Source organism: Bacillus infantis (assembly GCF_050107595.1).
GTDB classification, from domain to species: domain Bacteria; phylum Bacillota; class Bacilli; order Bacillales; family Cytobacillaceae; genus Bacillus_AB; species Bacillus_AB infantis_C.
In genome coordinates, this window is the sequence record NZ_JBNILH010000003.1 from 416,063 (window position 1) to 439,253 (window position 23,191).

A 23,191-nucleotide genomic window follows, 5' to 3' on the forward strand; every position below is an offset into this window, starting at 1 on the left:
GCATCTTTTCAACTAAATGCTGTACAGCATACAATAAATACGCTTTATAATGGATATAGAAAAAAAACTGAAGATAGCTTAACCGATTCAAACGCATAATTCCTATCTTTTTAAGAAAAGGCATGAAGATCCATGTAAAAATAGCATGAAAAAGCGTGTTCAGCAGGATGAATTTCTTGAATTTCCCATACGAAAACTTGAGGATCCACAAGGATACAGGCATGTAGGGGCCCAGGTCAAAAGGCAATTCGTCCCTTATAAACGATTTTGGTTTATCATAAAATTGCCAAAACTTTTTTTGATGGCCATAAATATGGTTTATGATTTCAAAAATACCGATGATGGCACCCGCCGGTGAATATCGTTTAAAACTGCGCTTATCGATAAACAGCATCGATATCCAGGGAATGATAATGATCGTTAAATTAAATAATACATGCCGCCTTGATGTCATAAATCTACTCGACCTCCCTTTGAACAATCCTCTGTTTATAAATTGTCCAGATAAGCAAAAAAAATCCACTTATATAGAGAGAGGGACAGGTTCCAAAAGAGACGGGGACGCCTGTCCCTTTGTCCTTATTGCTTTCCACCCAAAAAACGCCAAGACTCCTTCGCAAACAACAGCTTCACCATCCAGTCCGGCCCATTCCCCTCTTCGAAATTTCACCTCCACTCATTGGCTCAATACTTCATAGTACATCCCGGTAACGAAGTTAGATAAAATAGACATTTATTCGCTGATGCTTAATCGTGCGCATTTAGTTACGGTAAATAATTTCTTACTTTGAAATAGGCAATGCGGTGTTTGACAAAAAAGATGTTTCACATGAAACAAGGGAATTAATATCCATTAATTTCCTATCGATACTCTTAAAATCAATCTTCAACCTCAATCAATAAAATTCTCTCTTTAAAACCTCCGCGCTTCTCTGCTTTCTTCTCCCGCACCTTCTCTACCTCTTCAATGGAAGATCCGTGCTGATGAGCTAATGAGTGAATAATCTCCAATAAGTCGGCCAGCTCTTCCACCGCATCCTCTTTGGTTCCCGCAGCACAATACTCATCCAGTTCTTCATAGCTTTTCTGCTGCAAATACTTAATATATTCCTGATCATTTAGTATCCTTGCCGAAAACTTCTTTCCGCTTTGCTCAATAATTTGCGGTATCTTATCACGGACTAACTTATTGTAGGTTGGCATCTGTATGACCTCCTGGTAAAGCCGGGGGGACAGACCCCCTGGCCCATTCTTAAAAAGAGCCAAGGGACCTGTCCCCCTGGTTCCTCAAGACCCCTGCCAATTTATCCAGCTTTCCCCGCCCCTCAATCAAGTACCGCGTCCCTTCTTTCCTCAGGTATCCCTGTTCACAGAACTGGGCGAGTACATGCAGCAGATGCCGATAGGAAACTCCGAGGAAGTCACAGACGGTCACATGCTTCTCTTTATACACATCCCCATCCGCAGTCTGCAGGATGAAGTCTGCTAGGCGATTTTCGAGCGGGAAGGCGAGGCTTTGGGAGTATTTAGCAGCCATATGGGTGGCTTTGAGGCTGAGGAATTTGGTCAGTTCGCGCAGGAATAGTGTGTCCTCAAGCATTTGTTTCCGGCATTGGCCTAGGGGGATGGCGAAGCAGATGGTGCGGGTGGAGGCCTGTATGCCTTTTGTGTAGTAGACCTCATGTAGGAGCTCCATCTCGCCGATATAGTCATACTTATTAATGAAGTTGATAAGGGAAACCTTTCCGTTTTGGTAGGTGATGTAAATCTTGGCTTTCCCTTCAATCACATAAAAAAGATAGTCAGGGCGCATGCCTTCGCGGATGATCCATTCGTCGCGCTGGTATTCGTGGACTTCTATGCCTTCTTCGATAGGGAATGAGAAAAGATGGGCAATGCTGTGCTTCTCGAGGTAACGCTGTTTTTCTTTCTGCTGGACTTTTTTCATTCTGCATCCCCCTCTTCCTTTTTCTTCAAAATAAACTCAAAATATGAGATATCTCATATTATTTTACTTTTCCTCTTGGTATGATGCAATCATTGGAGGAATGTACGATGAATTCACAACGCTGGATGAGTAGACAATTTTTTAGTTTCTTTTTTACCTGGGGAATTTTTCTTCCTTATTGGACCGGGTGGATGATTCATACAAAGGGAATGACGGTTGGCCAGGCGAGCCTGATCATGAGTCTCGGGCTTGTGGTGCGCGGCCTGTCGACGCTGTTTGCCTTCCCCTATCTGTCAGGGAAATTCAGCAGTAAGGTTCTGATCAATGGAATGGGCATCGGGACTTTTGTTATTTTGCTGCTTTGCATCCCTGCCGATTCGTATTCGACCTTGCTGGCTGCGGTCCTGTTTCTGCACTTCTTTTATCCGACCCTGATGCCTGCGATGGATACGGCTGCCGGTGTGCTTGTTCAACATAAGCAGCTGAAGAATTATGGCAAGAGCCGCTCATGGGGATCGCTGGGGTTCATTATCAGCGGCCTGATCCTGACGATGTTCACAGGGCGGTTCGGGGACGGCTTCATCCTTTGGGGGCTGCTGTTCGGTGTCTTTATGCTGGTCTGCCTGGGAATGATGCAGGCGCCTGATGTGCTGTCACAAAAGCCAAAGGCGGACGCCGGGAGCAGAGGCTCGCTGCTGAGGCCGTTCAAGGCCCGGCATTTCGGGATTGTGCTCGTGATCGTCATCCTGCTGCAGGCAGCACATGCTTCTTATTACAACTACGGCTATATTTTCCTGCAGGAAATCGACGCACCGAAATACCTGATTGGGGCAATCCTGAACATCGGCGTCATTGCCGAAATCCTGTTCTTCCTGATCGCTGACCGTGTCTTCCGCAATGTATCACCGGGCTCCCTGCTGGCACTGGCAGCACTCGGGAGCACAGTCCGCTGGATCCTTGTGTTCGCCTTTCCGAATGTGGCGATGTTCTCGGTGTCGCAGGTCCTGCACGCCCTCTCCTTCGCCATGGGGCATTATGCATTCATGAAATACATGATCCAGTACATCCCGCCTAAGGATGTCCCGATCGCCCAGGGCATCTACTCCGCTCTCGCCCTCAGCTGGAGTACGGCAGTCTTCACTATCTTTGGCGGATACTTGTATGAAATTGAGCCAAGATATGCGTTCCTCGGGATGCTGGTGTGTACGGTGCCTTCGCTGATTGTAGCGATGATTTATCGGAGGATGGCGAACCGGAAAGATGTGGCTGCCGGGCAATTAGCTGGATAATCCGCTTTTTCCATTATTGAATACCTGGAATGTACCAGACAAAAGCCTTTTGGAGACCTCAAGCTCCTAAGGCTTTTTCATTTCGATTTGATCAACTTAGAACAGGTGAAAACCAGCCAGCACTTTCTTTCGTCTAATAGTGTGAGAATGTAATAAGGTATCATCGGAGGAAAAATGAAAAAAGCGATCAAGATTGTTTTTAGTGTAAGCTTCATAGTTTACTTATTTGTATTAGCATCCATATTATTCTTAGGTTCGAGGGGATTTGCCTGGGATGGCATGTCATTAAAAGACTATATAAGGCAGTCTTCAAACTTCATTCCCTTCAAAACAATCGGTATGTATCTTCAAGCCTTATCGGATGGAAGGATGAACATGGATATACCTGTTAAAAATCTTCTTGGCAATTTTGTTTTGTTTATGCCAATGGGTGTTTATCTTCCTTTCTTTATAAGGAAAAAGAATAGCATAATCCTGTTTACAGCCTCCATGACGGCCATGCTTATAACGATAGAAATCATACAGGTTATTACGAGAAGAGGAAGCTTTGATATCGATGATTATATTCTGAATATGCTTGGTGCTTTGATAGGTTATGGGATTTGGAGGTCGGGGTTTGCCCGGAGGATGTTAAGATAAAGAGAAAGCTGCAGCACTTCCCCCAGGAAGCCTGCAGCTCTTTCTTTATTCAGCAGTTGTACTGGTTTCAACACTGGCCGGTTCTCCATCCAAAAATGCCTGGATGGCTTCAGTGTTCTGTTCAAAATCAATATCGAGCGCCAGTCCGATTCCGTCATATCTTTGGTTTGTAAATGAATTATCGACGGGAATTCTCAGGGTTTCCACTGTCTCCGGCTGTTTCAGGGCGAGGCTCTTCATCAGGCCGAGAAGATCTGTACCCTTAAGGTTTGTCTGGATATACGGCTGCACGGTGCCGAGCATCTTCGGCAGCTTAAGGACACCATTAGCACTCAGGAGCTGGTCCTTCATGGCATTGATGACCTGCTGCTGGCGGCGGACCCGGCCGAAGTCAGCTTCGGCATCTTTGCGGAAGCGGGCATATCCAAGCAATTCCTGCCCATTCAGCCGCTGGAGCCCAGGCTCAAGGGAGACACCGATATTGGCGGACATCTGTTTCTCTACATCAATTTCAATCCCTTCTGGAGCAAGGGCATCAACCACTTTTTCAAATCCTTTAAAGTCAATCAGGGCATAATATTCAATATCCAGATCAAAATCATTTTTCAGCGTTTCGCGGAGCAGGTCCGGCCCGCCCAGATAGAAAGCAGTGTTGAGTTTGTAATTTTTATAGCCCGGAATTTCTGTGTAGATATCCCTCATGACAGAAATGACCTTGGCCGTTCCTTCTTTCGGGTCATATTGCGCGACCATGATGGAGTCTGTGCGGGACTTTTCTTCATCCGGGCGTGCATCGACTCCAAGCAAAAGAACATTGATCTTGTCATCGAGGCTTTTCACCCCGTTGAACTCAATCTCCTCCTCCTGCTGCTTTGCCTTCACCGGGTCTGCCATGTCGACACCCGCCTGGTATTGGTAGACGAAATAGCCGCCGGCTGCCGCAATCAGCAGCATCAGAACAGTTAATACTTTCCATCCGCGTTTTTTCTTTTTATTGCGTGCTAGTCTGCTCATGTTATCTCCAATCCTTTATATGGTCTTTGTTTTTTTTATCGGGAGGGCGTTCATGGCCCAATGGATCACCACTGCATCGTCTAAATATCCGACCGGAAAGAGGTAATCCGGGATGCAGTCAACAGCGGCAATGAAGTAAAGGAGGGCGCCTCCCATCAGGGCAAGCTCCGTCTTTGTCCCTTTTTTCAGGGAGAATTTCTCGTACATTTCCTGCAGCTGCTGGATAAAGGGGCCCATGCCTGCCACTTTTTTGACCTTCTCATCAAACTGGCTGAGGATCGTGCCGGCTCCTTCCCCTGTCTGTGAAAGCTCTTCATATTTTGCCAGCTCCTCTTTCACATCTTCGAGGCGGAACTCCCCGTCCATCAAATGAGCCGTTTCAAGGATATCCTGAATCTGGCCAATCGAGTCATTGCGCTCTGATGGGGGGCCGACCGGATAGCCTGCAGCCTCGTATAATCTGGAGATCGGAACGCTCAAATGCTCGGCAAACCGCTGCAGGTGCTCAGGGGTCGCCTTGCGTTTTCCGTTAACTATCTTCGAAATCACCGCTGGATCAATCCCCGCCAGCTGGCCCAGCTTCCTCATCGACCATGACCGCTCTTTCAGAAGCCCCTTCAGAAGCCCGCCAATTTCCTTGCTATTCTCTGCCATGCTCTCTTTCCTTTCTAGCTATGTCACTTCTATCAATATTACAGAGAATGTTGACGTTTTGTCAACATTATTTGAGAGGGCGTGCCGGGAGAGTATATATTCTATTTAATGAGTGATTTTTATCCCTCGTAAAAGGGGTTGCAGACGCTTATTTGCGGGTTTTTGAGTTTATTTGTGACTTTCATGATATATTTGCGACCTGCCCATCCTGCGGACACAAAAAAGAGACCGGCTCCAGTCCGGTCCCCTATCTTACTATTATCGGCTCACCCAACAATCCTAGTCCCATGAGCCTCCCGAACATCCAGCTCCGCCGCAAGCTCAGGCAGATTCTCATCCGTAATTCCGCCGCCCGGCATGATGGTAATCCGGCCGGCCGCATGATCAATATACCCCTGAAGACGCGGCAGATTCTCCAGAATTCCAGTATCAGCTGGCCCTCCATGCGTCAAAATCCGATCCACACGATGCTCCGCGAGCCAATCGATGGCCTGCAGCTGTTTGTCATGCCGGATATGGTCAAACGCCATATGAAAAACAGTCTCTAGCCCATCCGCAAGCTCCAATAGAACGCTCATAGCTCCCTCATTAATCCAGCCATCCTCCGTCAGGCAGCCGAATACCACGCCATCTGCGCCGAGGTGCTTAAGATGAATAATGTCTTCCTTCATAATCGCAATCTCTTCTGCGCCATAAACAAAGTCCCCGCCCCTCGGCCTTATCATCGCCATGACTCCCACGTTATGCCTGCGGCAATATTCAATTGCCTTCACCGCAACGCCATGGCTGACGGTTGTCCCTCCGACCGAGAGATTATCGCACAGCTCCACGCGCTGGGCGCCTTTGTTAATCTTCTCAGGAATCAGAGTCAGATTCTCCACACACACTTCCTTCAGCATCTTCCTCATCCTTTCGGCTTAAAGCATGTCTCTTAAATTAGATTGGATTGAATCGGGCAGCATTTGAAAAAACAGCCCCTCAAATAGGATATCCAATACGCCTGCTGCAATTAATAGAAGCAGCAGGATTACCAGCCATCTCTTTTTCGCCATCTTCATCCCCCTATCCTATAAAACCATTCACAAAGTACATGAGCGTTTCTTGTTCTTCATTGGTAAGCGGCCGGCCGTAAAACGCTTCAAGCCCTTTTTTCATCTTGTCCTGATCGCCTTCGTACACTGCCACTAAGTGGGACAGAGTCCGGAGCAGGCTCGCCTCCGCCTGGTATTCTTCTTTTGTAATAGGCTTCCAGTGGGAGATGATATACGTATCCGCATTGAACATCTCAATTTTATCAAGCATGTCGAGTGTTGCCTTAGCCGTAAAACGCCAGGTTGGCGCATACATCTTCGGCGCAGTCGCATCGGCCAGAAAGACCATCCGCTCTTCTTTTATATAAATAATGACCGAATCAGGGGCGTGGTCTCCGCCCACCTGCTTCAGGACGCAGGTGATGCCGCCAAGGTCGATCGTCATTTCATCCTTGAATGTTATGTCCGGCAGGCTGATCCGGATAGGCCGTTCCTGCTGCGGGAATTCTTCCTTGATTGCGTCCGCACAGAACTGGATCTCAATTCCCTCCTCAACCCGCTCGGCCAGTGATTGGTCATCCCACTTAAATGGGACCAGTTTTTCCATCTCCACCCTTGTATCAACAGAAGCAATCGACGGAATATCCAGCGCTTCAAGCCCGAAGATATGATCCCAATGCCAATGGGTAATGGCTGCCATAGTTGGCTCCGGCCTACCCGCTTCTTTTAATTTTTCCAAAAACAGCTTTGCGTGTGCCGCAGAATTGCCGGCATCTATCATTAAGGTATGCTTATCCCCCGAGACAGCCATCAGGATCGGCCTGTCTGTCGGGCCGACAGGCGTTAAATATGAAATCCTGTCTGACCATAGAACCAATTCTTGCTCCATCATTCAATCTCCTTTGGCTGATTTCTATGCCCTTTCTTTATAGCATAATTCAGGGAGATAATCATGGCCATCTTAATGTACTTCTTTCACCTTAAGCGCTGCTTCCTTCTTCCCTCTGTAAAAATAAAACCCATAGAGCAGAAGGAACCACACAGGCGTCAGCAGGAGCGCCGGCCTAGTTTCTTCGGCAATCAGCATGATGACGAGGATCATCGCAAATAATGCGAGGACGAGATAGTTCACTAATGGAGTGAATGGCGCCTTGAATGCGGATCCCGCATGCAGTTCAGGGCGCGTTCTCTTATATTTCAAATGGCAGATCAGGATGACGCCCCATACCCAGATGAAGCAGATCGCACTGATGGTCGTCACAATGGCAAACGCCTGCCCTGGCAAAAGCTTGCTTAAAAGAGCCCCCGCGGATACGACCAATGCAGACAGCCAGAGCGCATTGGCCGGCACATGCTGCTTGTTCAGCTTATTCAGGCGTGACGGTGCCTGATTATTTTTGCTTAGGTTGAACAGAATCCGGCTCGTTGAGAATAATCCGCTGTTGCAGGCAGATGCCGCTGATGTCAGAACAACGAAATTGATGATTCCTGCCGCAACCGGGATTCCGATGAGGCTGAAGGTTTTCACAAACGGGCTTTCTGCTGCATTCAGGTCCGTCCATGGATTGATCGACAAAAGGACAACCAGGGCGCCAACATAGAAAAACAGGATGCGGAGCGGGATCTTATTGATGGCAGACGGGATATTTTTCTGCGGGTTGCTCGTTTCCGCTGCCGATACGCCCACGAGCTCAACGCCGACGAAGGCAAAGACTACCATCTGGAAGGAAAATAAGAAGCCTGACGCCCCGTTCGGAAATGCTCCCCCATGCTCCCAGAGATTGCTCAGCGAAACGGTTCCCGCATCAGTCTTAAATCCGGTAATCAGCAGAATGATGCCGACTGCAATTAACCCAATGATGGTGATTACTTTTATTAGGGCAAACCAGAACTCCAGCTCCCCGAACAGCTTGACCGTCAGCAGATTAAATCCGAGCAGAATGATCAAGGAGATAACAGCCGGCACCCATTGCGGGATGTCGAACCAGTATTGGACATAGACGCCGACTGCGATCACGTCGGCCATCGCGGTCATGATCCAGCAGAACCAATAGGTCCAGCCTGTCACAAACGCCGCCCGCGGCCCCAGATAGTCCTCAGCGATGTCTGTGAAAGACTGATAGCCCGCTTTTGAGAGCAGAAGCTCCCCGAGCGCCCTCATCACAAAAAACAGGGCTGTACCGACGAGAAGATACGCGAGGATGATGGACGGTCCTGCCTGCTGGATCGCTTTCCCCGACCCCAGGAACAACCCTGTCCCGATCGTTCCGCCAATCGCGATCAATTGTACATGCCTATTGGCTAAATCTCTTTTTAACTCCTGCTGTGCCATTCCTGATTCCTCCTCTTATAATGGGGTCTGACCCCTTAGATGTGAAATATTAAACACAAAGTTTTACTGCAATAAAAAAAGAGACTGGGGCATCCCCAATCTCCTGATCATCAGAATAACGAATATAAAGGCAAGTCATAAGGCATGCCAAATGTATATCCAATACTCTTCTGTCCTTTTGCCTGAGATGGTGAACCCTTCGGCGCCGCGGATACCCGCGGTCTCTCCAGAAGCTGCTCCTGCCACAGCACGACCCATGGCATTCATAGCTTGTTATAAAATTATACAGCAATATTTTTTATATAATAGTAGCGAACGGAGCGTTTGTCAACCGTTCAGTTTTCCTTTTCTTACAAAAAGTAAAAGGCGCCTCCCCGGGGGAAGCACCTTTTACACTCTTATTTAGACAGATTCAACGCCTTTTCGGAAACATAGAATTCTTTTCCGTTAAAGACCGTGACGCCATCGAGCTTTTTCGTGACAATTCTGTTGTTCTGTACTATATGAGCGATATTTTTGTTCACAGGCAGTTCGATCTTTGTCTTGCTTTTTTCTGCGATAAAAACCGGGTTGTTCGCATCTGTTACATCAATGCGGGTCTTGTAGCCTTTTTTCTCAAACGACTCTTTCGCATTGACGAACAGCTTGTCTGTCACCGATTTCAGATTGAAGCCCATATGCTTTGCCATTGCTTTAGCAATATCTGTGTTATCGATCAATCCAAAAGGCCTTGATGGTCCATACGCGTACAAGAATACATCCTCACCGGTATGCCCGCCAGTGGAAAAGCCGATATTCGCGCGGTTTGCGAGCATCTTGGCCATGTCAGACTGCAGGTTTGCGGACGCCTTCAATTTATCGAGTTCTTCTTTTGTCAGATTATCCAGTCCGTACAAGCCGGCCACTTTTTCCATGTTTGAGCGGTCTGCTTTCAGTTGGCTTAAAGCCCCTTCAAGTGTCATCGACGCTTTTTTCAGCGGGTCGATATAAGCTGATACAGGAATTTCCGGGTAATTGCTGTTTGTGTTGACGTTCCCCATTGTGATTCCGCTGTTTCCGTGGTCACTGACTGCGATGACCATTGTGTTGCCGTCTTTTTTCGCAAAATCGAGTGCTTCTTTCACTGCCTCATCAAATGCCAGCACATCACTAAGAATTCCGACGGTGTCATTGGCATGCGCTGCCCAGTCTACCTTGCTCCCTTCAACAAACAGGAAGAAGCCGTTTTTATTCTTATCAAGCGTAGTGATCGCTTTCTTCGTCATATCCGCCAGAGAAGGCTGGCTGCTCTTTGCAGCCTTTCGGTCAAAGTCATAGACCATTGCGGAAGGAGCAAATGAACCCCAGATTTTATTTGACTTCGATTTTAAGAGGGCGTCCCTTGTCTCGACAAGCTGATAGCCGTTTTGGCTGATTACATTCAATAGATTCTCGCCATCTACGCGGGCATTCTTGGTTGTACCTGGTGCCAGAGATTCTTTGCCTCCGCCAAGGACTACATCAATCCCCTGGTAGACCTGCTGTTCGGCAATGTCCTGATAATTGCTGCGGTGTGCCGCATGGGATGAAAACCCTGCAGGCGTTGCATGCTGAATTTCAGATGTTGAAATAATCCCTGTCGACTTTCCAGCCAGCTTTGCTCCCTCGAGCACATTGGCCACCGGCCTATGGGCATCCTTCTCGCTGACTGGAGCGACGCCCGGTGTATTCACCAGTGCAGGCAGAAGCCCGATCACCTTGTCATTGCTTTTATTGCCTGTTGCTAAAGCCGTTGCAGCAGGTGCAGAATCTGTGATTGCCGATTCAGCAGAATGGGTGCGCACTCCCCCGATGAGGATCTCGTCCATCGCCAAATTTCCGCCTTTATACCATCTCGCCAGGTTAGTCGCCCCTGCGCTTGTCCCATCCATAACCATCATGATGACATTGGCAGGCTCTTTCTTCTTGTTGTCCTTCGCCTCAGCCAGGTGATTGTTAACCGCAAATCCAAAAGAAGAAAACACAACAGCGGCAGCTACGGAAATCCCGGCAACCTTATTCCTCAAATGATTCTTCATTTCAATTCCCCCTTTAAATGATAGTTTCTAATTATCAGCATAATGAGGATGTATTAATTTTCATGTTATGTTCTGTTAAGTGATTGTAAATCCCAGGAAACAGACAATATGGCATGTTTTATCCTTTGTTAAAAGTGAACTTTTATTAGGCAATATTGCTCAGTCAATGACTGGAATGAGCAATATCTGATACTTTCCTCAGTAATCTTTGAGGGTGTGATCCTTTTCTTCATCCCTTCACCCTATCTGAAATTATGGTAAGGTTATCCATATACGATAGAAAGCAGGGTGGCACACTATGTTGAATCAACAGCTCTATGATTTATATAAAAGATATGATCCAGGCATGCTCACAGCTCTTGAAGGAAACCATCTCAGCAACCCTCTTCTCCTGAAAATAAACGATGCGGAACAATATCAAGAAGCCGACTTGAAAGTAATGTTTTTTGGCCAGGAAACAAATACATGGGAAGGCGGGCTGGGCTCTAAGAGCATAGAAGAGCTGCAGGAGACCTACTCCCGATTTTTTGGCGAGGGGAAGTGCTTCCGCTATGGAGGGCCGTTTTGGAACACGGTAAAAGATTATACCGGTGACATTAAGGAAGCATACCCGGACAAGCGTGTGGAGATAGTCTGGAATAATCTTATCAAGCTTGGAAAGGAAAGCAGCAAAGGCGCTCCCAGGAAAGGTCTGGTGGATATCCAAAAGAAAACATTCCCTGTGATCAAGGAGGAATTGGCGATACTGAAGCCTGACGTTGTTTTATTTTTCACCGGACCGCGATATGACCAATACATTAAAGCCGAGTGGCCGGATTTGACCTACCATGAACTCACTCATGAACCTGCTGGAAAACTAGCAAGGTTAAAGGGCGGATCTTTGCCTGTTCAAGCTTTTCGAACCTATCATCCTAATTATCTCTACAGGGCGGGCAAACCATTTTACAACGCTGTAAAAAAGTCCATCATCAGCAGCATTTCAGTTATAACAAAAGTATTTTCTTGAAAAAACAGGTAATTATCATTACACAGGGAATATATTGGTGAAAGATTGAAGTGAGGAGGAATGAAGATGTTTCAGACATTGGATGGTTTTTTAAAGCTATGGAGCTATGAAGCGCATACAACACAGAAGGTCCTCGACCAGCTGACAGATGATTCTCTGTCCCAGGAGGTCACTGCCCAGAACTGGACACTTGGGAGGATAGCCTGGCATACGGCAACCAGCATTGGTGTGATCGCCTCACAGACAGGCCTCGCCTTTGAAGCACCCGCCAAAGATTATCCGGTCCCCCAATCAGCCAAATTCATCTCTGACATCTACCAAAAAGCGAGCAGCGCTCTCGCCCATGCAGTCAAGGAGCAATGGACCGACCAGTCCCTCAGCGAAGAAAAAGACTTTTTCGGCCAAAGAATGTCAAACGGACAGCTGTTATTCTTAATCATCCAGCACCAAACACACCATCGCGGGCAAATGACCATCCTTATGCGCCAGGCTGGATTAGCGGTTCCCGGTGTTTACGGACCTGCTAAAGAGGAATGGGCGATGATGGGGATGGAAGCGCCGCAGATGTGATGATGAAAAGAACTCTGCTGCTGCTTTTCCCATGCGTTTTGTTTGTTTTCGCAGCTTCCGCCCAGGCATTAAGCTGGGCCTACCCTTTCGTCGTCTGGGACGGAAATGTTTATGAAGTAACAGAGGAAAAAGTGCCGGAAAGCCAAATCGAAGAGAAGATTGGCGAAGTAGAAACCCGGCCCGACGACATGACGGGGGACCACTACGGGAATGCTTCCAACGAATACCCTATTGGAACGAAGTATTTTGAGATTAAAGATCTGCCAACTGACGAGGGCTTAGCTGTTGAAATTGCGGACAATGAATGGCAAAAGGCAGTCTTCGCCCATGAAGCACCTTTTCATTGGATGGATGCGGTTCCTTATATCCTGCTCACCGCCCTATTGCTGGCTTCTGCCATCGCTATTGCTATCTACCTTAATAAACAGAAATAAAACAGGTGCCTTCCCCGCTGGTATATAATACGGGGCCAGGCACCTATTTTTATTCCTTTTTAGGCAATAATTCGTTCACATTTTTGCCATAAATTCCTCTTAAGATTATCCTTGTACCCAATTTGGCTAAAGGAGAGAAATGTATGAATTTTTTAAAAAGATCTTTTTTAAGCGTGAAAGCCAGGAAAGGTAAAAGCCTGCTGCAAATTTTTGTTTTCACGGTCATTTGCGTCCTGGTTCTGGCCGGCCTATCCATTCAGACTGCCGCCAAAAAATCAGGCGATCTTGCCCGGCAGAAGCTTGGCGCCAACGTTACCCTGCAGGTCGATATGGAAAAGATGCGCCAGCAGATGCAGTCCCAGCAGACGAACGGAGAACGCATGCGATTCCAGTCTGCCCCGATTCCTGCGGAAGCAGCAGAAGAACTGACCTCATATGAACAAATCAAAGGCTATAATTTCTATTCTTCTACTACTGCCCTTGCTTCAAGCTTTGAACCAATCACAAATAATGAGTCAGGAACAACAGAAGAAGGCACCACAGAATCAGCTGCTCCGGGCGGCAGGATGGGCGGCGGGATGGCCCAGGGAGACGTCAGCCTTCAGGGAGTAAGCTTTACTGATTCCACTGCGGAATTCATGGACGGCACTGCTTCAATCATCGAGGGTGAACATATTACGGAAGACGACCTGGGAAAAAACGTTGTTCTCATTGAACAGACTCTTGCAGAAGAAAACGGACTGAAGGTGGGCGACTCCATTACAGTGGCCAATCCAAGAGATGATTCTGCCACACTCGAGCTCCAAATCAAAGGTATCTATAAAACAGCTTCCACAGGCTCTGACCAGGGGATGGACTTTACTGCCATGATTCCATATAACAAGCTTTATATGCCTTATACCAATGCTGCTGCACTTAAAGGCAGCGGCTATGAGGGGACCATTGACAGTGCCACTTACTATATTGATGATCCTGATGATATGGAAAGCTTTGTCGCACAGGCGAAAAAGGAGAGCAGCATTGATTTTGAAACCTTTAAACTTGATGCAAATGATCAGCTGTACCAGCAGATGGTCGGGCCAATCGAGAACGTAGCAAGCTTTTCAAATAATATTGTTTATCTTGTCTCTATTGCAGGTGCCATCATTTTGGGGCTGATTGTGATGATGTCGATTCGTGAACGCAAATATGAGATGGGCGTCCTTTTGGCAATTGGTGAACGGCGCTGGAAAATGGCCGGCCAATTCATCGCTGAGATTCTTCTCGTTGCGGCGCTTTCCCTCGGAATTGCTACTCTCAGCGGCAATATCGTGGCCAAAGAAGTGAGCGACCAGCTATTGAATCAGGAATTGCAGTCAGCTGCGGAAACCTCAGAACCTGAATCCTTCCGCGGCGGGGGGATGCGCTTTGGCGGCGGAATGCCGGGTATGCCTGGAGCTCAATCAGAGCAGGCTGAAACCATTAAGGAATTGGACGTAAGCGTCACAGCAGAAGATCTTGCCATGCTTGCAATGATTGGCATTCTGATTGCCGCCCTGTCTGCCCTGCTGCCATCCTTAACGGTTTTGCGTCTTCAGCCTAAAACGATATTGAGCAGACAGGATTAAAGGATGGAGGAGACAAAATGACTTTACTCAAATTTAAAAATATTAGTTATTGGTACAAACAAGAGAATAAAAAGCATATGATCCTTAACAATATCAATGTCAGCTTTGAGAGGGGGGCTTTTTACACAATCATCGGCCCATCCGGTTCAGGAAAAACGACGTTCCTAGCACTTGCCAGCGCCCTGGATGTGCCCAAGGAGGGAGCGGTATTATATGAGGGAAAGGACATAAAGAAAATCGGGCTTACAAAGTTCCGCAATAAATATGTGTCCATTGTCTTTCAATCATACAATCTGCTTCCCTATATGACAGGGCTGCAAAACGTCATGACCGCAATGGAAATCACTGGTGCCAGACATACAAATAAAAAAAAATATGCCTTGAACATGCTGGAGCGCGTCGGCATCTCCAGTGGGCAGGCTTGGCAGAAAGTGCTGACATTAAGCGGCGGCCAGCAGCAGCGGGTCTCAATCGCCCGGGCACTCTGCTGTGATGCCGATCTGATAGTGGCCGATGAACCGACAGGGAACCTTGATGAAACAACAGCAAGCGAAATTGTGAACCTGCTGAAGGACCTTGCCCATAATGAGGGAAAATGCGTGATTGTCGTCACTCACGATCAGAATATCGCCGGGAAATCTGATATCACGGTCAAGCTTTCAAAAGGGAATATAACCATTAACAAAAGAGAAATAGCGGAAACACTGGTCTGATTACTCAATAAGAAGAGACTAAGAATCAGGTGCCGGTCCCCATGCTTATAGCTTTAGCAGGATGGGGACCGGCACCTGTATTTTTTTCGTTATTCTCCCGGCTCCAATACCACGAGCTGATCCCCCGCATTCAGCATCAGCTTTTCTTTAAATGTAACAAATGCAAGATCGCCATTTTTCCGTTTTACGCACAAAGGTGTTCCATTTGGCTCCAGTTCTTCTTTTACCAGCATTTGTTTCCCTTCGATTTCAACTGTCCTTATCTGATAGCCGATGTTGACCTTTTTATTCAGTTCGGTGAAGGTTGCTCCTTCTCCAAACAGCAGATGCGCTTTAATGGCAGATGAGATCTCCCGGTGCTCTGACTGCCTCGCAGCAATTGGCAGGGAGAATGTGTTGTTATATCCGAATTCAGGGATATAAGTTTGGCACACAAGTGCATTATAAGCCGCATCCCCCTTCATGGCGAGAAGGTTATTATAAGGACTCTTGTCGATCTCAAAATCGCTGTGCTCTGAAAGGATTTCTCCATGATAGGTGGCAATTCCCAGCTGCCTTGCATGGTATAGCTTGTCAAAGGAAGTATCCGTGATCAGGGCTGGAATGCCCAATTCCTTCAGGTGAGTGGCAAAGGCAATGGCAAAGCTGCTCGCTCCCACAATCAGGACGCCGGAAGAATCCGGATTCGCCAATTTCAGCCTCCGGGCAATTGGACCGATGGAAAATCCATGGACACACACGGTGATAAAAACAAGGGCGAGTGTCAGCGGCGTTAAGATTGAGGCATTAGAATAGCCATCTTCAATCAATAGTGCAGCAAAATACCCCGAAACCGTCAATGCAACGATCCCTCTGGGCGCAATCCAGCTCACAAGGGTTTTTTCCTGCAAGGTCAGTTCTGTGCCAATCGTTGAGACCCATATCGATAATGGACGAACAAGGAAAAGCATAATGATGACGAATAAAATGATTGGCCACGTGAACACGTCCATGATCGTTTCCCTTGTCAGGGAGGCCGTCAGCAGAATAAAGATTGTCGAAGTCAGCATGACCGAAATATTTTCCATGAAGTGGCCAATGCTTCCAATTGAATGGACATATTTCTTTGTCCGCGCAAGTGTCAGCCCCATGACAGTTACAGCGAGCATTCCGACCTCGTGCATGATCGCTTCGCCAAGCACGAAACAAATCAGAACAAAACAAAAGATAATCGGTGACTTCAAGTATTCAGGCAGCCACCCTCTGCCGACTAAAAGGCTGACCAGAATCCCAATTGCATAGCCGACTATGATGGCGAACAAGGAATCAATGAAAAATGGAATGAAATCACTGATATGCACAGGCTTATCTAAGGTTATTTTAATAATCTCATACGCAAAAAGAGCCAGCAAAGGCCCAATCGGGTCGACGATGATGCCTTCCCACTTCAGCACCGAAGAAACCCGCGCTGATAATTTTGCCTGCCTGAGCAACGGAATGATGACCGTAGGCCCGGTCACCACAAACAGACCCCCAATGATAAAGGAAATTTCAAGATCAAGCCCGGCAATATAATGTGCCGCCACAGAGCCCCCGACCCATGCTAAAAGGGCGCCAAGGGTCACAATGCGGAAAACAGATTTGGAAATCCCCTTCAGCTCCCGGATATCCAGGCTGTTGCTTCCTTCAAATAGAATCAATGCAACAGCTAGAGAGATGATCGGACTGTAAAGCTCCCCAAGTCCTTCCTGCGGATTGATCAAACCCAGTACAGGGCCGATCAAAAGCCCGGCAACCGTCATAATCACAATGGATGGCCACTGAATCCGCCAAGCAAGCCATTGTGAAAACATACCGAGTACGATGACGACCACGATGCTGGTCAATGTAATTTCTGGCTGAATGTCAATCACCTTCCTGATTGGAATCTTTTTCAACTATATATCGGAAAGTTTACCAGACAAATGGATGGAATAAAAATAGATGGGTCTGCCTTATTTGTTTTTTTAAAAGAGGGACAGAAAACCTGTCCCTCCGTTTCTCTATATTCCTTCAGCACCGCTCTTTTCCTTTCTTACAAACATCGACACAATCAAGGTAAGAACCCCTAAAGCAAACATGAACATATACGCATCATTTGTCCCAAGAATGGAAGACTCCAGCGCCACTTGAGAAGGCCGCAGCTGATGGTTAGCTTCCAGCAATTCGGTTGCATGGATAGAACTCCTGCTTGTAAATATTGTGATGATCAAAGCCGTCCCGATGGACCCTGCCAGCTGACGCACGGTATTTGTCACAGCCGACCCGTGGGCATTCAAATGGCTCGGCAGGGAATTCAATCCTGCCGTATTCAGCGGCATTGTCAGAAAGCTGATTCCGATGCGCAGGAAAATGGTCCGGATCATTAAATAATTGTAGGTGGTCGTTTCTGTCAGATGGGTTACCGCCCAAATGGAAGGAATCATGAACAGCAGACCGACCATTATAATCGGCTTGATGCCGAACTTATCCAGCAGCTTTCCTGAGACAGGCGACATCAAGGCATTTACCAGGGCACCCGGAAGCAAAAGCAGCGCTGTATCCAGGACGGAAAAGCCCCTGCTCGCCTGCAGGTAGATTGGCAGCAGAATCATATCCGCATACATCACGAACATGATCATTACGCTGATGATGGTTGTTGTCGTGAACATCGGTATCTTGAATACGCTCAGGTTCAGCAGCGGATCCTCTGAACGCAGCTGGCGCAGGCAGAACAGCGCCAGGAAGGCCAGGCCAATTGCCATAAAGGTCAGCACCTCAGCACTTCCCCAGCCTTTATCCCCTGCATTGCTCAATCCAAACAGCAGCCCGCCGAAACCAATCGTGGACAGCAGGACACTAGTGTAATCGAGCTTGGCTTTCGATGTTTCCGATACATTCACAAGGAACTTCAAAGACAGCAGGATGACGATCGCCACAAGCGGCAGCATGCCGATGAAAATCCAGCGCCAGGAATATTGTTCAATAACAAAGCCCGCGATTGTCGGACCGATGGCCGGCGCAAAAATCATTGCCAGCCCGATGAAGCCCATCGCTGCCCCGCGCCCTTCTTTCGGGTACACGACCAGGACAACCGTCATCAGGAGCGGCATGATAATTCCGGCCCCTGCCGCCTGAATCAAGCGCCCGATTAAAAGGAATTCAAATCCCGGTGCAGCCGCACTGACTAGCGTTCCTGCAAACAGCAGAAGCATCGAGCTGAGAAACAGCTGCCGGGTGGTGAACCTCTTCATCAAAAAGGCCGTCACTGGAACCAGTATCCCGTTCACCAGCATAAAGCCCGTGATCAGCCATTGAACCGTTGTCGGCCCAATATCAAACTCAGTCATCAGATCAGGCAGAGCCACATTTAAGATCGTCTGGTTCAAGATGGATAAAAAAGACCCCAAAAGCATGACAGGTATAAGAATCTTTCGATTGATAGACTCATTCATTTTTAAAAACCCTTTCCCCTATAATTAATTGACGTTATGTTAATTAATTGATATGTTGTTAATAAAGTAGATGCTAACATGCGAAAAGGTAAAAATCCATTTACACTTTCCAGTAAAACGTAAACTAATCGGCATTTTTTGTTAATGTGTCAAAAAAGTCTAGGATTATAGTCAAAGGAGGGGCAATATGTCTAACCAGGAAAAGATAGATCCCCGGATTATGCGGACCAAGCGGATGTTCAAGGAAGCGCTCGTGTCCCTGCTTCTGGAAAATGGGGACCAAGGCAAATTAACGGTCCAGAAGCTGGCCGACCGTGCCGAATTGAACCGGGCTACCTTTTATCTTCACTATCAGGATATCGAGGATCTCAAGGAACAGATGGTGACAGAGGTGCTTGCAGAACTGACAGAGACGATCCACCCTTTATTCGAAGAAAACATGGATAAAACAACACCCATCATCGTTTCTTTTTTAGAGCATTTCTATGAGCATGCCGATCTCTTCAACGTAATGCTCGAAAGCAAGGACTTCCGCAGCAGGCTGTTCGACATCATCATCGAAATCATCTCCGCCCGGCGGGAAAGCAGAAAAGGAAAAAGGCGCAGCACGCAGGTCCCCATTGAAATCATCGCCTCCTCTACCTTTGGCATTATTTCCTGGTGGATACAAAAGGGAATGCCTTACACGCCGGGATATTTGGCAGAGCAGATTGATAAGGTGTTCAGGAGCGGGGGACACCATCATTCAGCGGATTAAGAGGAGAACTACTGTTAGGCACAGATTTTCCCTACAGATAGTACGCTTTTGTTTTGGAGCAGATATACTATAAAACAAAATGCCCTGGCCATTACGGAGGGCATTTCAAGTTATTTTTGCTTGGCAATTTCTGCTCGATTCGGTGCAAGAGGAGGCTGTTCCAGCCATTTATTTTTTACCATGATATCAAACCAGTTTTTTGTCACTAGAAGATTCTGCAGGATAGTTGCTTCGTATGTAGTGACCAGGTCGGTTCTCATCGAGGATGCGAGGCCGGCACCATGATAATTTTGTGCGGCTTGAAATAAGAAACCCATGTGATACATGATGAGCTTATCGGAAAATGGCGAGTCGGTTGACAGGGTAACTTCTGTTTCCCATGACTTTGGAACTGGCAGATTATCTGCCTGCATAATTTTGGCTAGTTCCTTTATTTGTCCATCAGCGGTATTCTGAGAGCTGGTCAAAAACTTCCTGACCTCTTTAGATTGGGCAATCTGACTAAAGGCAATAGATAGAGTTTTTGCCATGACACTTTTTTTCAGATTTAAAGAAATACTGATGATTTCCGGCGCTGAAAGTGTTCTGCCTTTGCCAAAATATCCGTCCTTGAAATCCTTATCGACAATGAACTGAGGCTGTTCGTACGCATAATACAGCGGGTCTCTTTGAAAAAGCCCTTTTTCAAGCAATAACTCAACCGTCTGATGATACATTTTTTTAGCATCATTATCGCATGAATCATAAAACTCCCTTAGATCTTTCCGAACCGATATGCCCAATGATGTGCTATGCCCCAGCAAGCCATGTATGGTCATGATGTTTAGATAATTCAGGCAAAATGTATCTGTGAACAATCTCTTTTTTCCTGGAAACAAGTCAGTTTCGTTGAATCCGATCGGAACAGGAAAACCCTCATTCTGAATAAACGTCTTTATTTGCGCTTTCTGCCGTTCGAATATCATGATTGCTTCGTTAAAAGTGCTTTTGATTTCTTCATCCTCAATAATGGAGTACATATATCTATTAACGATATCCACTGCTGTTCCGTTTATGTACTCTCCCCATAAGGACCCGATTTCAGAAGATGTCAGTTTGAAATTTTCCTTATCCATATCCAATCACCTCCCAAATATTATGTCCATTTGTTAGAAAGTCATCATATTTTAGGTGTGAATTTTTAATGCAAAAATAAAGCAAGACCGATTCAACGGTCTTGCTGGTCAGATTATTTCAGATATGCCTTCAACGTCTCTTGAAGCGTGCCCTTTGTTTCAGCATCCTTTTCAAAGCGGATGCCGGCACGGACCATCTTTTTGACAAGATCCGGCCTCAGCCCGGTGAGGATGGCCTTGGAACCCATCATGCCCACTCCAGCCAGAACCTTTTCAAAATCATCCATAACATCCTTCTCCATCATGGCAATGCCTGACAGATCTATAACAAGGGTCTGGATCCTTGTGGCTGCAATTTCATTTAAAACCTTCTCTTCTATTATTTCAACTCTATAGGTATCCATTGAGCCAATCAGAGGAAGGACGGAAACCGTTTCACTGACCGGAATGATAGGTACAGATAGATGTTCTACCATTTCCCTCTGCTTAAGAAGCATCGTATCTTTATATTTGGAGTAGCTTAAGAAGAAATTGTTAAGGAACTGGTCAATCTGGTCATTCACCGCTTTTTCCAGTTCAAAAAAATCTGAAGCCGGGATCTCTTTATCTCTTTCCTCATTAAGGCTGCCGATTATCTGCCATGTCGTTCTTCTTATGGCCTGAACCCATTCCAGTTTCAAAGAAAGAGTTAAAGAATGCCCTGCCCAGGCAACCCCTTCTTCCTGAGCAAATGCAATGAGGTCACTTTCATTGTCATCAACAATAAAGTAAATTAATTTCCTCGCATTTTTTAAAAGGTCAATATTCCCCTTGTTCAAAATCTCATTAATCTTCCCCGAAACATTCACTGCTTCAGACAACAGCTTGTTCTCGAATTCTTCCCCATGGTTATTAATAAATTGTATTAACTCATCCTTCAAGATTCGTTTGATACTCATTACTACATCCCCCTACTATGTCTTATGAATAAAAAACATTTACTTATACCCGGTTATTATATCAGTTAAACTATATTTTTATTTTTTTTTGAGCCAGGGGGACAGGTCCCTTGGCCCAGCCGGGAATGAGTTCTTTTAAAGAGTGAAGAAGGATATTCTCTTCATAAACAGAACCTACTATGTGACCGTTATTTTACTAGGAGGGTTCATATGAAACTTGGGGCATTTTCTGTTAGTTTAAACGTGAAAGACATCAGAATCTCAAAAGCTTTTTATGAAAAATTAGGATTCCAGGCTCTTGGGGGCGATACCGCTCAGAATTGGATCATCATGAAAAAATGAAAGCTGTGTGATCGGATTATTTCAAGGCATATTCGATAAAAATATTCTGACCTTCAATCCAGGCTGGGATCAGAATGCAGAAAACACCGATTCATTTACAGACGTACGTGAACTCCAAAAGCAACTGAAAGAAAATGGAATCCACATCCTGTCTGAAGCAGATGAAGCTGGCGAAGGCCCGGCGCACATAACCATTGAAGACCCTGATGGGAACCCTCTCCTGATTGATCAGCATAGATGATCGTGCCAAGGAGAGAGAGCCAGGGGGAGAGCCAGGGGGACAGACCCCTTGGCCCAACTTGTAGTTAAATTACACGAAAAGGCCGGCCAATTATCTCATGAAGCTGGCTGAAACAGGGCAAGTAGCCGAGTTGGTAGAATCTAGCCTTCAATTAATTGAATTATGGCTTGAAATAATCGAAAAATGGCTTCAATTAATTAAAATATCGGCCGGATTGATTAAAAAACCCGGCCAATTGATTTAGTTGAGGCCAATATGGAAACTTCTTCTCATGACCTTTCTAATCCTTACCGCAAATATGGCCGGGGGGACCTGTCCCCCTGGCCTATATTTGCGACTTTCCCGGAATATTTGCAAATTTTTTGATATATTTGCGAGTTTTTCAATTTATTTGCGACTTTCCAATTTTATTTGCGAGTTCTGGAATATATTTGCGACTCTCCCTTGTTAAGGTCATATAAAACCCCTAGCTAGCCCATCCGACAATGACCAGTGAATCGTATTCCTTAAGCAATGGGAAGGCATATAGCGTATACAATGCCAAAGTTGCCCCGGACAGAACTACCCATATGATCGCTGGCATCGGCACAGATAGTTGCGAGATGGAGCCGTTCGTCAGCAGGAAGAAGCTTCCGAATAACTCCAAATTTATGGTCAGCAAGTCTCTCCGTGTCAGCACCATTTGTTTGCGGAGGACCAGATATAAGATGATCATCACAGGAGCCAAGTACTGCAGCAGTGTTGCCACCGCAGCATTTCCATGCTCAATCGAAGCCATATAGGTGTATTGGACAGCAAGCATTCCGAGCAGCCCAAAAATAATCAAACGAATAGCTGAGCTCTTCGTTTTCCACACACCAAGAATTTGGGCACGATCTTTTGCAAAGTACTGGACAGCCAATAGCAAAACCCCTGCAATGAGCAGCCAGACGGTCCCAGCCAATCCACATCAACCTGAAAATCCTGAAAAAGCTTCTTGGCCGCTGTACCGCCAATCCCCCAGAACATAGCGCCCGTTATAACAAGAATGATACCCTTACGCCTGTCCATAA

The 23,191-nt window shown here is 46.5% G+C and carries 21 protein-coding genes, 2 pseudogenes and 1 riboswitch; of the genes and pseudogenes, 9 read left to right on the top strand and 14 right to left on the bottom strand.

The annotated features are described in order from the left end of the window. Positions 1–879: 879 nt before the first annotated feature. Together ACQCVH_RS08670 and yeiL are read right to left on the bottom strand one after the other, a co-directional pair. Positions 880–1,203 (bottom strand): pyrophosphohydrolase domain-containing protein, encoded by a 324-nt coding sequence (locus ACQCVH_RS08670; RefSeq protein ID WP_426835326.1) that lies wholly within the window; start codon positions 1,201–1,203, stop codon positions 880–882. Between the two features lie 49 nt (positions 1,204–1,252). Beyond that, a complete protein-coding gene (gene yeiL / locus ACQCVH_RS08675) occupies positions 1,253–1,948 on the bottom strand; it encodes a transcriptional regulator YeiL (RefSeq protein ID WP_426835327.1) in 696 nt (231 codons plus the stop codon). 107 nt (positions 1,949–2,055) lie between these two features. Between yeiL and ACQCVH_RS08680 the strand changes: the two genes are divergently transcribed. Both ACQCVH_RS08680 and ACQCVH_RS08685 read left to right on the top strand, forming a co-directional pair. Beyond that, the gene (locus tag ACQCVH_RS08680) at positions 2,056–3,237 is read left to right on the top strand and encodes an MFS transporter (RefSeq protein ID WP_426835328.1); all 1,182 of its coding nucleotides are present in this window, start codon (positions 2,056–2,058) and stop codon (positions 3,235–3,237) included. Positions 3,238–3,411: 174 nt separating this feature from the next. Further along, positions 3,412–3,876 (top strand): VanZ family protein, encoded by a 465-nt coding sequence (locus tag ACQCVH_RS08685; protein ID WP_426835329.1) that lies wholly within the window; start codon positions 3,412–3,414, stop codon positions 3,874–3,876. Between the two features lie 45 nt (positions 3,877–3,921). Here ACQCVH_RS08685 and ACQCVH_RS08690 read toward each other — a convergent pair whose 3' ends face one another. The 7 genes from ACQCVH_RS08690 to ACQCVH_RS08720 form a co-directional block, all read right to left on the bottom strand. Next, positions 3,922–4,890: an LCP family protein gene (locus ACQCVH_RS08690; protein ID WP_426835330.1), complete on the bottom strand. Its 969-nt coding sequence runs from the start codon at positions 4,888–4,890 to the stop codon at positions 3,922–3,924. Between the two features lie 15 nt (positions 4,891–4,905). Further along, on the bottom strand, positions 4,906–5,544 hold the full coding sequence (locus ACQCVH_RS08695) for a DUF1232 domain-containing protein (protein ID WP_426835331.1): 639 nt from the start codon (positions 5,542–5,544) through the stop codon (positions 4,906–4,908). 266 nt (positions 5,545–5,810) lie between these two features. Beyond that, positions 5,811–6,443: a copper homeostasis protein CutC gene (locus ACQCVH_RS08700; protein WP_426835332.1), complete on the bottom strand. Its 633-nt coding sequence runs from the start codon at positions 6,441–6,443 to the stop codon at positions 5,811–5,813. Positions 6,444–6,461: 18 nt separating this feature from the next. Beyond that, on the bottom strand, positions 6,462–6,596 hold the full coding sequence (locus tag ACQCVH_RS08705) for a hypothetical protein (RefSeq protein ID WP_257992962.1): 135 nt from the start codon (positions 6,594–6,596) through the stop codon (positions 6,462–6,464). 10 nt (positions 6,597–6,606) lie between these two features. Continuing rightward, entirely contained in the window at positions 6,607–7,467 is an 861-nt protein-coding gene (locus ACQCVH_RS08710; protein WP_426835333.1) for an MBL fold metallo-hydrolase, read from the bottom strand. 69 nt (positions 7,468–7,536) lie between these two features. Beyond that, a complete protein-coding gene (locus ACQCVH_RS08715) occupies positions 7,537–8,907 on the bottom strand; it encodes an amino acid permease (RefSeq protein ID WP_426835334.1) in 1,371 nt (456 codons plus the stop codon). A 160-nt stretch (positions 8,908–9,067) separates the two neighbouring features. Further along, a riboswitch (glycine riboswitch) is annotated at positions 9,068–9,147 on the bottom strand. Positions 9,148–9,305: 158 nt separating this feature from the next. Continuing rightward, a complete protein-coding gene (locus ACQCVH_RS08720) occupies positions 9,306–10,964 on the bottom strand; it encodes an alkaline phosphatase (protein ID WP_426835335.1) in 1,659 nt (552 codons plus the stop codon). Positions 10,965–11,262: 298 nt separating this feature from the next. On the opposite strand from ACQCVH_RS08720, the gene ACQCVH_RS08725 reads away from it, so the two are divergent. The 5 genes from ACQCVH_RS08725 (at position 11,263) to ACQCVH_RS08745 (ending at position 15,294) form a co-directional block, all read left to right on the top strand. Further along, positions 11,263–11,970, top strand: coding sequence for a hypothetical protein (locus tag ACQCVH_RS08725; RefSeq protein WP_426835336.1), 708 nt, complete (start codon positions 11,263–11,265; stop codon positions 11,968–11,970). Positions 11,971–12,036: 66 nt separating this feature from the next. Next, a complete protein-coding gene (locus tag ACQCVH_RS08730) occupies positions 12,037–12,540 on the top strand; it encodes a DinB family protein (RefSeq protein ID WP_426835337.1) in 504 nt (167 codons plus the stop codon). Further along, positions 12,540–12,974, top strand: a complete 435-nt coding sequence (locus ACQCVH_RS08735; RefSeq protein ID WP_426835338.1) for a hypothetical protein — start codon at positions 12,540–12,542, stop codon at positions 12,972–12,974. The genes ACQCVH_RS08730 and ACQCVH_RS08735 overlap by 1 nt, the downstream gene beginning before the upstream one ends. A 143-nt stretch (positions 12,975–13,117) precedes the next feature. Next, positions 13,118–14,581, top strand: coding sequence for an ABC transporter permease (locus ACQCVH_RS08740; RefSeq protein WP_426835339.1), 1,464 nt, complete (start codon positions 13,118–13,120; stop codon positions 14,579–14,581). A gap of 17 nt (positions 14,582–14,598) precedes the next feature. Continuing rightward, on the top strand, positions 14,599–15,294 hold the full coding sequence (locus ACQCVH_RS08745) for an ABC transporter ATP-binding protein (protein ID WP_426835340.1): 696 nt from the start codon (positions 14,599–14,601) through the stop codon (positions 15,292–15,294). An 89-nt stretch (positions 15,295–15,383) separates the two neighbouring features. Here ACQCVH_RS08745 and ACQCVH_RS08750 read toward each other — a convergent pair whose 3' ends face one another. Both ACQCVH_RS08750 and ACQCVH_RS08755 read right to left on the bottom strand, forming a co-directional pair. Next, complete coding sequence (locus ACQCVH_RS08750) at positions 15,384–17,126, bottom strand: cation:proton antiporter (RefSeq protein WP_426835428.1); 1,743 nt, start codon at positions 17,124–17,126, stop codon at positions 15,384–15,386. Positions 17,127–17,315: 189 nt separating this feature from the next. Then, positions 17,316–18,746, bottom strand: a complete 1,431-nt coding sequence (locus tag ACQCVH_RS08755) for a DHA2 family efflux MFS transporter permease subunit (protein ID WP_426835341.1) — start codon at positions 18,744–18,746, stop codon at positions 17,316–17,318. A 187-nt stretch (positions 18,747–18,933) separates the two neighbouring features. On the opposite strand from ACQCVH_RS08755, the gene ACQCVH_RS08760 reads away from it, so the two are divergent. After that, positions 18,934–19,503, top strand: a complete 570-nt coding sequence (locus ACQCVH_RS08760) for a TetR/AcrR family transcriptional regulator (protein WP_426835342.1) — start codon at positions 18,934–18,936, stop codon at positions 19,501–19,503. A gap of 110 nt (positions 19,504–19,613) precedes the next feature. Here ACQCVH_RS08760 and ACQCVH_RS08765 read toward each other — a convergent pair whose 3' ends face one another. Together ACQCVH_RS08765 and ACQCVH_RS08770 are read right to left on the bottom strand one after the other, a co-directional pair. Then, a complete protein-coding gene (locus tag ACQCVH_RS08765) occupies positions 19,614–20,618 on the bottom strand; it encodes a DUF3231 family protein (protein WP_426835343.1) in 1,005 nt (334 codons plus the stop codon). Positions 20,619–20,731: 113 nt separating this feature from the next. Beyond that, the gene (locus tag ACQCVH_RS08770) at positions 20,732–21,556 is read right to left on the bottom strand and encodes an STAS domain-containing protein (protein WP_426835344.1); all 825 of its coding nucleotides are present in this window, start codon (positions 21,554–21,556) and stop codon (positions 20,732–20,734) included. Between the two features lie 210 nt (positions 21,557–21,766). On the opposite strand from ACQCVH_RS08770, the pseudogene ACQCVH_RS08775 reads away from it, so the two are divergent. After that, positions 21,767–22,139: pseudogene (locus tag ACQCVH_RS08775) on the top strand (VOC family protein). 472 nt (positions 22,140–22,611) lie between these two features. Here ACQCVH_RS08775 and ACQCVH_RS08780 read toward each other — a convergent pair. Beyond that, positions 22,612–23,189, bottom strand: a pseudogene (locus ACQCVH_RS08780) (DMT family transporter); the annotation flags it as partial. Positions 23,190–23,191 lie beyond the last annotated feature (2 nt).

Excerpts from the sequence above, each read along its gene's own strand:
- ACQCVH_RS08710 (WP_426835333.1), bottom strand. The coding sequence starts at position 7,467 with ATGATGGAGCAAGAATTGGTTCTATGGTCAGACAGGATTTCATATTTA.
- ACQCVH_RS08755 (WP_426835341.1), bottom strand. The coding sequence starts at position 18,746 with ATGAATGAGTCTATCAATCGAAAGATTCTTATACCTGTCATGCTTTTG.
- ACQCVH_RS08670 (WP_426835326.1), bottom strand. The coding sequence starts at position 1,203 with ATGCCAACCTACAATAAGTTAGTCCGTGATAAGATACCGCAAATTATT.
- ACQCVH_RS08770 (WP_426835344.1), bottom strand. The coding sequence starts at position 21,556 with ATGAGTATCAAACGAATCTTGAAGGATGAGTTAATACAATTTATTAAT.
- ACQCVH_RS08685 (WP_426835329.1), top strand. The coding sequence starts at position 3,412 with ATGAAAAAAGCGATCAAGATTGTTTTTAGTGTAAGCTTCATAGTTTAC.
- ACQCVH_RS08740 (WP_426835339.1), top strand. The coding sequence starts at position 13,118 with ATGAATTTTTTAAAAAGATCTTTTTTAAGCGTGAAAGCCAGGAAAGGT.
- ACQCVH_RS08760 (WP_426835342.1), top strand. The coding sequence starts at position 18,934 with ATGTCTAACCAGGAAAAGATAGATCCCCGGATTATGCGGACCAAGCGG.
- ACQCVH_RS08750 (WP_426835428.1), bottom strand. The coding sequence starts at position 17,126 with ATGTTTTCACAATGGCTTGCTTGGCGGATTCAGTGGCCATCCATTGTG.
- ACQCVH_RS08745 (WP_426835340.1), top strand. The coding sequence starts at position 14,599 with ATGACTTTACTCAAATTTAAAAATATTAGTTATTGGTACAAACAAGAG.
- ACQCVH_RS08705 (WP_257992962.1), bottom strand. The coding sequence starts at position 6,596 with ATGGCGAAAAAGAGATGGCTGGTAATCCTGCTGCTTCTATTAATTGCA.
- yeiL (WP_426835327.1), bottom strand. The coding sequence starts at position 1,948 with ATGAAAAAAGTCCAGCAGAAAGAAAAACAGCGTTACCTCGAGAAGCAC.
- ACQCVH_RS08720 (WP_426835335.1), bottom strand. The coding sequence starts at position 10,964 with ATGAAGAATCATTTGAGGAATAAGGTTGCCGGGATTTCCGTAGCTGCC.
- ACQCVH_RS08765 (WP_426835343.1), bottom strand. The coding sequence starts at position 20,618 with ATGGATAAGGAAAATTTCAAACTGACATCTTCTGAAATCGGGTCCTTA.
- ACQCVH_RS08725 (WP_426835336.1), top strand. The coding sequence starts at position 11,263 with ATGTTGAATCAACAGCTCTATGATTTATATAAAAGATATGATCCAGGC.
- ACQCVH_RS08735 (WP_426835338.1), top strand. The coding sequence starts at position 12,540 with ATGATGAAAAGAACTCTGCTGCTGCTTTTCCCATGCGTTTTGTTTGTT.
- ACQCVH_RS08695 (WP_426835331.1), bottom strand. The coding sequence starts at position 5,544 with ATGGCAGAGAATAGCAAGGAAATTGGCGGGCTTCTGAAGGGGCTTCTG.
- ACQCVH_RS08700 (WP_426835332.1), bottom strand. The coding sequence starts at position 6,443 with ATGCTGAAGGAAGTGTGTGTGGAGAATCTGACTCTGATTCCTGAGAAG.
- ACQCVH_RS08730 (WP_426835337.1), top strand. The coding sequence starts at position 12,037 with ATGTTTCAGACATTGGATGGTTTTTTAAAGCTATGGAGCTATGAAGCG.
- ACQCVH_RS08715 (WP_426835334.1), bottom strand. The coding sequence starts at position 8,907 with ATGGCACAGCAGGAGTTAAAAAGAGATTTAGCCAATAGGCATGTACAA.
- ACQCVH_RS08690 (WP_426835330.1), bottom strand. The coding sequence starts at position 4,890 with ATGAGCAGACTAGCACGCAATAAAAAGAAAAAACGCGGATGGAAAGTA.
- ACQCVH_RS08680 (WP_426835328.1), top strand. The coding sequence starts at position 2,056 with ATGAATTCACAACGCTGGATGAGTAGACAATTTTTTAGTTTCTTTTTT.